This window comes from Kitasatospora sp. NPDC047058 (genome assembly GCF_040643935.1).
Taxonomy (GTDB): Bacteria; Actinomycetota; Actinomycetes; order Streptomycetales; family Streptomycetaceae; genus Kitasatospora.
On record NZ_JBEYVJ010000260.1, the window covers coordinates 1 to 10,438 of the forward strand.

Annotated in this window: 6 protein-coding genes; 1 reads left to right on the forward strand and 5 read right to left on the reverse strand. The window is 73.2% G+C overall.

The genetic code is table 11. The features are described from left to right. Positions 1-92: 92 nt before the first annotated feature. Positions 93-500: an ATP-binding protein gene (locus ABZ885_RS28665; protein ID WP_360194625.1), complete on the reverse strand. Its 408-nt coding sequence runs from the start codon at positions 498-500 to the stop codon at positions 93-95. 202 nt (positions 501-702) lie between these two features. On the opposite strand from ABZ885_RS28665, the gene ABZ885_RS28670 reads away from it, so the two are divergent. Beyond that, positions 703-1,971, forward strand: a complete 1,269-nt coding sequence (locus tag ABZ885_RS28670; RefSeq protein ID WP_360194628.1) for a transcriptional regulator — start codon at positions 703-705, stop codon at positions 1,969-1,971. Here ABZ885_RS28670 and ABZ885_RS28675 read toward each other — a convergent pair. The 4 genes from ABZ885_RS28675 to ABZ885_RS28690 are packed head-to-tail and all read right to left on the reverse strand — an operon-like array spanning position 1,952 to position 10,194. After that, complete coding sequence (locus tag ABZ885_RS28675) at positions 1,952-2,611, reverse strand: HAD family hydrolase (protein WP_360194631.1); 660 nt, start codon at positions 2,609-2,611, stop codon at positions 1,952-1,954. The two genes, ABZ885_RS28670 and ABZ885_RS28675, sit on opposite strands and share 20 nt — an antisense overlap. Before the next feature lie 57 nt (positions 2,612-2,668). Next, on the reverse strand, positions 2,669-3,382 hold the full coding sequence (locus ABZ885_RS28680) for a hypothetical protein (RefSeq protein WP_360194634.1): 714 nt from the start codon (positions 3,380-3,382) through the stop codon (positions 2,669-2,671). Continuing rightward, positions 3,379-7,716, reverse strand: a complete 4,338-nt coding sequence (locus ABZ885_RS28685) for an NEW3 domain-containing protein (protein ID WP_360194637.1) — start codon at positions 7,714-7,716, stop codon at positions 3,379-3,381. Before ABZ885_RS28685 ends, ABZ885_RS28680 begins: the two co-directional genes overlap by 4 nt. Before the next feature lie 27 nt (positions 7,717-7,743). Continuing rightward, positions 7,744-10,194 carry a discoidin domain-containing protein gene (locus tag ABZ885_RS28690; RefSeq protein ID WP_360194640.1) on the reverse strand — a complete coding sequence of 817 codons (2,451 nt, stop codon included), beginning with the start codon at positions 10,192-10,194 and terminating at the stop codon, positions 7,744-7,746. Positions 10,195-10,438: the final 244 nt, after the last annotated feature.

Here is a 10,438-nt window from a genome sequence, read left to right on the forward strand (position 1 = left end):
CCGCGTGCCGTCCCGCAGCGCGATCTGGGCCAGCACCTCGGCGGTGCAGCAGATGATCGGCGCGGTCGGGTTCACGCTCGCGTCGCCGGTCATCACGCCGGCCTGATCGCCGGGTGCCGGCCCCAGGCGTGAGCCAACGCCTCGACGAGCAACAGCCCACGCCCGCTGGTCGATTCCGGATCCGCTTCACGGCGCTCAAACGTCGGGCTGGGATCCGCAACCTCGACTCGCAGCCGCTCACCCACTCGACGAACGGTCACCGTGCACCGGGCCTTTGCATGCTCCAGCGCATTGGCGATCACCTCGCTCGCGCAGAGCTCCAACTCTTGCACCGCGTCGCCGGAGAGCGGCACGTTCCAGGCGCGGACGATCTCCACCACCAACCTCCGCGCCGACGGCACCGCCGCCCCGTCCGGCTGGACACCCCACTCCAGGGGCACCGGAAAACGAGCCGTCTTGAGCGGGCTGACGATAAGCCCTGAGTTTGCCACATCAGGCATGCGATCCCCACAGTCAGTAGCCGTTCCGCGCCAAGCGGTGACGTAGGAAATCGTCGCCCTGCAGCGCGCCGCCCTGAACCCCCTCAATGAGACTCCCAAGGGACTTTTCAGAGCCTTCCTCGGCATCCGACTCCACCAAACGTCCCGGATATGTCCCTATCGGGCGTATGGTTGACGCAGCATCAGCAGCTCGGAGGACGCCATGCCCCGATCCAGCGGCAACACCGCGCTCAAGGCCGCCCGACAAGCTCGCGGCCTGTCCAGCCAGCAAGCACTCGCAGCCGCACTGCACGACGCTGCGCGCCAGCTCGGCATGGGGGAGATCGTCGTCAGCCGCAAGCAGATCGGGCGGTGGGAGTCTCCCAACCCGCCCTGGCCGCGCGACGACCACCAGCAGCTCCTCACCCACGTCCTGCGCCTGCCGATCGAGGAGCTCGGCTTCCGCGCGCCGTGGGAGGACAGCACCCGGCCCGTGCCGGACAAGACCGCCCCTCCAAGTCCCCGCCATTCAACTCCACCTGTGCTGCCGAGGCCGATGGGATCCGCCGGGACACAACCAGCCACCGTTGGCGCAGACTTCGCCACCGTCACGGAGGCTCATCGGCGGCTCTACTGGAGCGTGTCGCCGGCCACGTTGCATCAGGCGGTTGCCGAGCACGCCAACCTCGGCACCGCTCTGCTGGGTGAGACCGACGGGTTCGCCCGGAGGATCCTCGCTTCCGCCCTCGCGGAGAGCCTCCTGCTGGCCGGCCGGATCCAGTTCTTCGATCTCCGCCAACCAGACTCGGCCGATGCCACGTTCGTCCGCGCTTTGCAGGCCGCCGGGGAAGCCGACGACTCTCTGCTCGGCGCCGCAGTCCTCGCGCACGCCGCGTTCGTTCCGGGCTGGGCGGGGCGACGCGAGGACGCGACCGAACGGATGCGGGCCGCCCGGACGTACGCCCGGCGTGGGCCTGCCTCAGCCGAGTTGCTGGCCTGGCTCGACGCCGTCGAGGCCGAGTGCCTGACCCGTTGTGGCGATCACCGGCAGGCGCTCGCACTCCTCCGCCGGGCCGAGAGCGTGCTGTCGGCCGGCGGCGATCACCTCAGCCCGGAGTGGTTCACCTGGTTCTCGGCCACCCGGCTCGCCGCTTTCAAGGGCAACACGGAGCTGGCTGCCGGCCTCATCCCCCAGGCCCGAACCACCCTGGAGACGGTGCTCGCAGATCTACCCGAGACCGACGGCAAACAGCGGATCGTCGTCCTCGCCGATCTCGCGGCCGTCGAGGCCGCCGCTCGACGGCCTGACCCGGCGTGTGCGCTGCTGGAGCAGGCACTCGATCAGCTGGGCGTGACCTGGTACGCCACCGGCATGGAGCGCATCCGCGAGACCCGGCGGGCGCTCTCTCCCTGGCAGGACTCGGAAACCGTCCAACAGGTGGACAATCGCCTCTACTCCTGGTCCACGACGCTCAGTTCGCTGCAGCGTTAGCCTTTGCGATCAGCTCCGGCAGCTCGGTGAGCGAGTCGATCCGGAATGTCGCACGACCGGCTGTGGGGTCGTGCTGCTGGATCCACCCCCACGGCCCACGGCGGATCAGCGCGGTCTGCATCCCGGCATGGGCCGCGGGGAGGACGTCGTTGTCCAGGCGGTCGCCGACGTAGAGGATCTCGTCCGGTTCGACCGGCACCACCCCGGCGACCCGTTCGAAGAAGGCCGGATCCGGTTTGCTCGCTCCCCAGTCGTCGGAGGTGCCGATCAGGTCGACGTCGTCGGTGAAGAGCCGACGGAGAATCACCCCGGATCGGACCGTCTGGTTACCGGCGATGGCCAGCCAGAGGCCGGCCGCCCGGAGCCTGGCGAGGGCCGGGCGGACGTCGGCGTACAAGTCCTCCTCGCCGAATGTCTCGGCCCGGCCCGCCGCTGCCCGCTTCTCGCGTTCTTCGTAGAGGTCGAAGCCGGGCCGGAAGACCTGGAACGTCTCGCGGTAGTCGCGGCCCTCGGCGATTACTGCGCCGAGCTGTGCCACGAAGGTGTGCCGAGGCACGCCCAGCCAGTCCGCCCAGGTCCCGTACTCCCGGGTCTCGTCCACGAGGCACTCACCGACGTCGAACACCACTGCACGGATCATGGCCGCAGCCTAACGGGACCATTGCCCTGCCGCGCTCGGGTGGGCGCGGCAGGGGGGTCAGTGCCGGTGGTGGTTGTCGGGTTGGGCGGGGTCGCCGGGGTGTTCGAGGCCGGAGGTGAGGGTGAGGCGGGTGGCGCGGGCGTGGTCGAGCCAGCGGACGAAGGCGGCCCGGCGGGTGGCCGCGTGGACGACGGCGGCGGGGTCGGGGCCCTCCGCCGGGGAGCGGGTCACGGCGAGGAGGGTGGCGGTCCAGCCGTCCGCGGTGACCGCCTCCCCCGGGGCGGCGGTCCGGAGGCCGGCCGCGAGGGCGCGTGGGAGGGTCGCGGGGTCGGCCTCGCAGGTGCCGCCGTCGGGGAAGGCGAGGCGCCAGACGGCGGGTCCGGGAGCACGTGAGGCCATCGTCCGGTAGTGCCGGACTTGTTCGGGCGGCGGGGTGACATCGGCCGTGACGGCCTCGTAGACGGCCCGGACGGCCGGGCTGCCCTCGTAGGCCGCGGCGGTGATGGAGCCGAGTTCGACGGCGGCCTGCTGGTCGAGGCGGGCCGGGGTGCCGCGCGGGACGGTGAGGCCGCGTTCGGCGGCGACGGCCTCGCAGAGCGCCTCGGTCAGCAGCACCTGGGCCACCCAGCGGGCGAGTTGGCGGTCCTCCGAACTGCCGGGCCGGGGCAGGGCGGTGGCTCGCGGGCCGGTGCGCAGGGCGGCCAGGCGGCGGTCGAGTGCGGTGCGTGGCAGGGGTCGGCCGTCGAGGTGGCCGAGGACGCCGGCGGTCACGGCTCCACCACCAGTGCCACGGTGGGCGCGTACTGGCAGCGGCCGAACCACATCACCTTGGCGAGCGCCCAGTACGCACCCGGGTCGATGTCCTCGGGGACGGCGACCGCGAAGGTCACGGTCTGCGCGGCGCCGGCCGGCAGGGTGAAACCGCGGACGGGGACGGGGAGTGCCTCCCACGTGCCCCAGGGCGAGACCAGCTGCAGTTCGCCGCGGATCTCACCGCGGGTGCGGTTGGCGAGGCGGAGGTCGAGGGCGGCGCGGCCGCCAGGGGCGACGCGCACGGCGTCCGCCGGGGTCGTCACGGTGAGTCCGGTGTCGCGGCCCTCGGCGGACTTGGTGCCCTGGGCGGCGGTCCAGTCCTCGGGTGCCTCGCCGGGGACGGGGAGGAGGTCCGGGAGGTCGCCGACGGCCACGGTGACCACGTCCTCGATCTCCTGGCCGTCGTGCGCGATCCGGACGGCGGCGAAGTGCAGCCCGGGTTCGGCGGAGGCCGGCGGGGTGAGTGTCACGGGAAAGCGCAGGTGGCCGCCCGGCTCCAGCCGGTAGGGGCGGGTCGGGAGGCTCGCCGTCCAGCCGTCCGGCGGGAGGATCCGCGCGGTGCCCTCCGCGGCGGCGTCGCGCAGCTGGGAGGACAGGGCGACGGAGAGCTCCACCGGCTCGCCGGTGGTCCGCAACAGGCCGGGCGACGCGCCGACCGACACCGGGAGGTAGCCGAGCGGAGCCGGGCCGCGGTTGTGCAGCCAGTACCGGGCGTGGACGGGCTGCGCGGCCTCGGCGACCGTGCCGAGTACCGGGGCGGCGGCGCGGCCCTGACCGTCCGCCTCTGCGGTGCCGGCTGAAACGCCGGGCCGGGCCAGGACGGTGGCGATCTGCGAGCCGGCCAGGTCCAGCCCCGGGCCCTGCTCGGGCTCCGCCGGGCCGAACGCCCGCTCCAGCAGGTCGGCCCGGCGCAGGCCGGTCAGGGCGAGGGCGCCGCCGAGGCGCGCCGTCCGCCCGAGGCCGGTGGACTCGACCAGCCGGAGCGTGAGTTCACCGCCGTCGGGCCGGGCGGCGGAGCCGTGCGCAACCGGGTTGCCGGCCGGCTTGAGCGCGCCGAGCAGCACCTCGCGGGCCGGTTCGACCCGCAGCCAGGACAGGGTGGCCGGCAGCGGGCCGTCCTGGGCCGGGGCGAGCCGGGCGTACAGCGGGTGGTTGAACTCCTGGCCCTGCGCGGGCAGCCCGAGGGCGCGCCAGTCCCCCGCACCGCCGACCAGCGCATAGGTGAACTCATGTGTCCAGTGCTGGAGTTGGAAGGAGGAACCGTCGGGCAGGGTACGCCGGGGCGGGTCGATCCAGACGCCGGATGGCCAGCCGGTGCAGGAGCGCATCAGCGACAGGTGCAGGGCTCCGGCGGCATCGACCGCGAAGCCGGGCAGGCCGAAGCTGAGCAACGCGACGGTGTGGTCGGTGAGTTGTTCCGACGCCGTCGGCGGCACCGGGCAGACTGCGGTGATCCGGGCGTCCGCGAGGTCGTCCACCAGCGGGGCCGGGTCGGTGACGACCAGCGCCGGCAGCGCCCGCAGGTCGCGCAGGTCGGCGCCGGGCCGCCAGACCTCGGCCAGCGGGGTGAGGGCCGGCACCCAGACGGCGCCGCGCTCCTTCAGGACGGCGGCGTACTCCTCCCCGGCCCGACCGATCAACTCCCGTGCCACGTCGTTGACTTCCGGACCGCCGACGACGATGCGGAAGTCCGGCAGGTTGGAGTCCACGTCCAGCCAGCCGTACCGCGCCCAGTCGGCGCCGGAGGTGGTGGCGGTGACGCCGACCCGGGCGAGCGCGACGACCAGCCCGCGGGCGTCCGCGGCGGCGTCCAGGTCGGGGACGACCACCTCGGCCACCCCCAGTGCCCGTTCGCCCAGCGCCTCGCCCGCGAGGCCCGTGAGTTCCACGCGCGCCGTGGAGCCCAGGCCGAACCAGGTGTTGGCGGGATTGTCGAGGGTCCAGGGCGCCTCGGCGGAGTCGACGTCGGGCATCGCGAAGCCGCGCCCGACCACCGCGCCGGCGACCTCGCTGACGGGCAGCGCGCCGGGCAGGTCGACGGGGAAGCGCAGCCGCAGCAGCCGGTCGGCGCCGGAGTGGTCGACCACCCGGGTGCGGCAGTCGACGCGGTCAACACCGTGCCACAGGGTGACGGTCTGCTCGTAGCGGATGCCGTCGACCGTCCCGCCGATCACCAGCCGTTCGCCGAGCGGGCCGGTCTCGCGGCGGACGTCGGCCGGCTGCTCGCCGGAGCCGAGGACCGGGCCCTTGGGGAGGAGATGCCAGGGGCCCTCGCCGAAGTCGGGGTGCTGCGGGTACTCCTCGTAGACCCGCAGCTCGTTGCCGACCAGCCCCGTCCGGATCAACTCCCGCCCGTGCAGCAGGTCCAGGACGGAGGAGAGGCCGCCGCCGCGCGCCGGGTCGGCGGTGACCCGGTAGCGGGCGTTGGCGATGGTGTGCCCCTCGGCGGCGGACCAGGCGGCCACGGACGGGGCCGGGGCCGGGGACGGGGACGGGGCGCCCATGGACAGGTCCGGAGACGGGGCCGGAGCGGCGGTCACGGACCAGGCGGTGTCGTCGGCGGAGGCCCCGGGCACCAGCCGCCAGGTCCGCCATCCCAGCGCCGGCACCCCGACGGCCAGGAACCGCAGCGTGCCCCGGTCGACGGCGCCCGGCACCTCCGCGCCCGTGTCGTCCAGCACCCGCACCGGGAAGCGCTCCCCCGCCGGCAGCCGGACGGCGACCAGGTCGGTCCGGTCGAAGGAGAGCGTGTTGGTGACGACCACGGCCATGCCCTCGCCGGCCGTTGCGACCCGCCCCACGAGCGCGTCCAGCGCGCGGTCGCGAACGCCGGCCGCCAGGTCGTACGCCTCCCGCCAGCCGCCGAGCAGGTCCAGGTACACCTGGTCGGACTCGGACCCGGTGATCGCGTCGTGGTGGGCGCCGTAGGCGAGTTGGCGCCAGACCTTGTCCAACGCGTCCTGCGGGTACCGCCCGAGCCCGTGCACCACGGCCAGCGTGGCCAGCTTCTCGGCGTCCACGGCCGCGACCTCGGCGGCCCGCTGGGCCTGCTTGGTGTCGATGTAGGAGACGTCCTTGCCGGTGTAGACCGGGTTCATGTCCCGGGTCTGCGGGCTGGGCCGGCGCCCGCTCGCCGCCAGCCCGGCCCGCACCGCGTCCAAGAAGTCCCGCGGTGTGCCGCAGACGAACCGCGGCCACAGGTACTTCGCCGCCCACGACCGGTGGATCGCGGTGACCCACTTGTTCGGCGGGGTGTAGTCCGTCCCCACCGGCAGCAGCAGGTTCCTCGTCGCGCCGACCGGCTTGAGCTTGCGGTACAGCTCGTAGACGGCCTGCTCGGCGGTGGCGAGGTCGGGCGAGGAGTCCATCCACCAGCCGGCCGAGTAGTGGTGCGGCATGTAGTGGGTGAGCACGCCGTCGCCGGAGGGCGCGATCCACTCGAACTCGCTCGGGAACTGCATCACCCGGGCGTCGTCCTTGGCCTCTCGGAAGTTCTTCTGGATCGGGCCCCACTGGTGGAACGGGCCGCGCGCCCAGGCGCTGCCGGTGAGCCCGGCGGCGGCCAGGTGGCCGGGGAACTGCGGGTCGTGGCCGAAGACGTCGAGCTGCCAGGCGGTCCGCGGGTCGCCGCCGAGGACGTCGCGCTGGTAGCCGATGCCGTGGACGAGGTTGCGGATGGTGGTCTCGGCGCCGGTGAGGTTGGTGTTGGGCTCGTTGTAGGTGCCGCCGACGAGTTCCACCTGCCCGCGTTCCAGCAGCAGCCGCAGCGTCTCGCGGCGCTCCGGGTGCTGGTCGAAGTAGGGCTTCAGATAGTCGACTTCGGCGAGCACGAAGGTGTACACCGGGTCGCGCAGCGCCAGGTCCAGGTGTGCGTCGACCAGGGCGAAGCCGTTGCGCTCCCAGAGCGGCCGGGTGGTGGCGTCGGCGGAGAGCAGCTCCCACGGCGAGGTGTAGGCGGCCTGGGTGTTCCACCAGACCGGGTCGTAGTGGAAGTGCGAGACCATGAACATCGTCCAGCCGGGCTCGGCGACCTCGACGACGCCGTCGGCGCGGGCGCCACCGGCGTGCACCTCGACCGGGATCCGCTGCCCGGGTGCGGCGGCCGCGCTGATCTCCAGGGGGACTTCCACCGGACCCGTGCCGGCCGCCTCGCCGCGTACCCCGGGGCCGGTGACGGTGATCCGGGTGGCGGGCGGGCCGTCGAGGGTCACGCGCAGCAGTTGGCGCGGCGCGTCCTCGGGGCCCGTGAAGAGGTCCGTACTCTCGACGGCGGTGATGGTGACGACCGGCACGGGGGTGGTCCCTTCGCTGGATCGGGGCTACGCGCCCCAGGCCTCGAACTCGTAGATGCGGGCGGCGGGGTCGGTGCCCTGGGTGGGCCTGGTGACGACCAGGCGGACGTAGCGGGCGGTGGTGGTCACCGGGTGCTTGGTGATCCCGGCGGTGTTGCCGGTGACGGAGGCGACGGTGGTCCACGGGTCGGTCGTGGCCGACCGCACCTGGATCGAGAAGTCGCGGGTGTTGTAGGCGGGGCTCTCACCGCCGGCCGAGGCGTGCCTGACCACGAACTCGGACAGCGGACGGGCCGAACCGAGGTCCACCTCCAGCCACTTGGCGCTGGTGAGGGTGCACCACTTGTCGCTGTTGCCGCCGTTGACGCTGCCGTTGACCGCCTTGGTCGGGCCCTCGTTGGCGTTGCACCGGCCGGAGGCGGTGGCCGGACGGCCCAGCGCCAGGTTGGTGCCGGCCGGCGGGGTGCCGCCCCAGGACACGGTGGTGGTGGCGGTGGTGGAGCGGCCGTACTCGGTGGAGACCGCCTCCACCTCGATCACGGTGCCGGTCTCGCTGCCCGCCCGGTCCAGCCGGTTCACGAAGAACGCGTCGGACGGCGTCGCGCCGAGGTAGCCACGGGTGCCGTCCGCGTTGCGCCGGTACAGCTCGTAGTGGTGGACGTTGCCGCTCGCCGACGCCGTCCAGGAGAGCCGCAGCGACTGGCTGGAGCCGGCCACGACGTCGCTCGCACCCAGGACGGTCAGCCCGCTCGGGGCGGCCGGCACGTCCACCGCACCGTCGTAGAGGGCGAGCTGACCGATCCTCACGTCGTAGGCCGGGTTGGACCCTTCGGCCCGGAGGCCGATCTGGGCGATGGTGCGCCCGGCGTAGGCGGACAGGTCGAGGGTGTGGCGCTCCCATCCGGTGCCGGAGTCGGCGCCCAGGTCGAGCGTGGTGAAGCTGGTCGGCGCGTCGGTGAAGGAGATCGCCGCCTTCAGGCCGGTCGGCCCGGCGGCCGGGGTCTTCACGACCACGGAGAGCTTGCTGTCCGCCGCGACCGGCAGTCTGCTCTGGTAGAGCCGGATGGTGTTGGCGGCGTCCAGCGTGCCGCTCAGGCGCAGCGAGGAGCCGCCCTCGTAGGCGTCGGTGAAGTCGACGGAGGGGGTGAGGCGGCTGCCGGTGGAGCTGACCAGCCAGCGGTAGGTGGGCGGGACGTCCTGGAGCGAGAGGTTGTTCCAGCCGCCGGTGGCGGTCCTGGTGCCGGCCGTGTTGTGGAAGTCGCCCTGGCCGGTGGAGAAGTTGGTGACGAAGGGCTTGGAGGTGATCGGCGAGGATTCCGCGATGTAGCCGGCGAGGCCCTTCCAGTCGGACGACGTCGTGGTGTCGGAGGGGTCGTTGTTGGCGCCGACCCAGTAGCGGGCGTCCTTGGCGTAGAAGTCGGCGCGGTCGGTGGCGGACTTCCAGGTCCACTCGGGGCGGTAGAGGCCGAGCGAGGTGGTGTGCGGCTTGCCGGCCGGGAAGAGCGCGTTCCAGTCGACGCCGGTGTTGTAGCCGTTGGCCTCGGTGTCGATGCCGGAGTAGAGGTCGTACTCGCTGCGGCCGAGGCCGCGGGCCAGTGAGCGGGAGGAATCGAGGCCGCCGGAGCTCCAGTTGAAGTTGAGGAACATCGAGTCCGCGGTGCGCCTGCCGCCGTCCTGCAGGAAGGTGTCGTTGGCGGGGGTCAGCGCGTTCTGCCAATTCACCGAGCCGGACTCGGTCATGGCGTCGTACCACATGAACTCGGTGCTGCTCCGGTCCTTGGTGTACTGCATCAGGTTGCGGAGTTCGCCGGCGAGTGCCGGATCGCCGCCGCCGGTCTCCTGGTTGATGAACCAGCCGTCGAAGCCGTAGTACTGGGCGGCCTGGACCAGCTTGTCGGCGACCGGGTAGCGGCTGCCGGACTTCTGGACGAAGTCGCGGACCCACTGCAGCTGGCCGCCGTAGGCGGCGGGCGGGAAGAAGACCGTGCCGTACACCTTGACGCCGTTGCGGTGGGCGGCGTCGATGACGGTCGGGTTGGGCGCGAGGATCAGGCCCTCGCCGGCCGAGCCGCCCCAGAAGACGAGCTTGTCGACGTACTGCCAGTAGCCGAAGGCGTAGTAGTCGGGATCGGCGGAGCCCTGGGAGGGGTTGTTGGAGGTCGGTCCGAAGGAGACCAGCGAGGCCACTTTGCCCTCGCCGGCCCGGGCGTTGGCGTTGGCCTTGAGCGCCGGGTCGCTGGTGCGGGGCTGGAGCGGGACGCGGGAGCGGTTGAAGCGGGCGTCCGGGTCGGTGGCCGGGTCCCAGTTCAGGATGGTGCTCGGGTACCAGTACGAGGCGTACGGCTGGGTGCCGGGCGCGGCCGTCGCGGCGGCGGGGGCCGTGGGGGTGGCCGGGGCGCCCGCGTGGGCGGCCGGCGCGGCGCCCAGGACGGCGGCTCCGAGGGCGGCGCTCAGCAGGTACGGGAGGCGTCGTGACATGCGGTGGCTCCGATCGGGCGGAGGAGGGTGGGGGTGGGGCCGCCCGGGTGGGAGGCGGCCCGAGGTGCATGCGGGGCGTGGCGCTGTACGGGAGCGGGCGGGCGTACGGAGCAGGCGGGCGTACCAAGCGGACGTACGGGTAGCGGTCCCGGTCCCGGTGCCGGGGCGCGGGCGCAGGTGCGCCGCGGGACGTGAAGCGCGCGTGCAGGTGCAGGTCCGGGCGTCGCCGGACGGTGCCGGCCGT

Coding starts and splice junctions, on each gene's coding strand:
- ABZ885_RS28675 (WP_360194631.1), bottom strand. CDS start 2,611: ATGATCCGTGCAGTGGTGTTCGACGTCGGTGAGTGCCTCGTGGACGAG.
- ABZ885_RS28665 (WP_360194625.1), bottom strand. CDS start 500: ATGCCTGATGTGGCAAACTCAGGGCTTATCGTCAGCCCGCTCAAGACG.
- ABZ885_RS28690 (WP_360194640.1), bottom strand. CDS start 10,194: ATGTCACGACGCCTCCCGTACCTGCTGAGCGCCGCCCTCGGAGCCGCC.
- ABZ885_RS28670 (WP_360194628.1), top strand. CDS start 703: ATGCCCCGATCCAGCGGCAACACCGCGCTCAAGGCCGCCCGACAAGCT.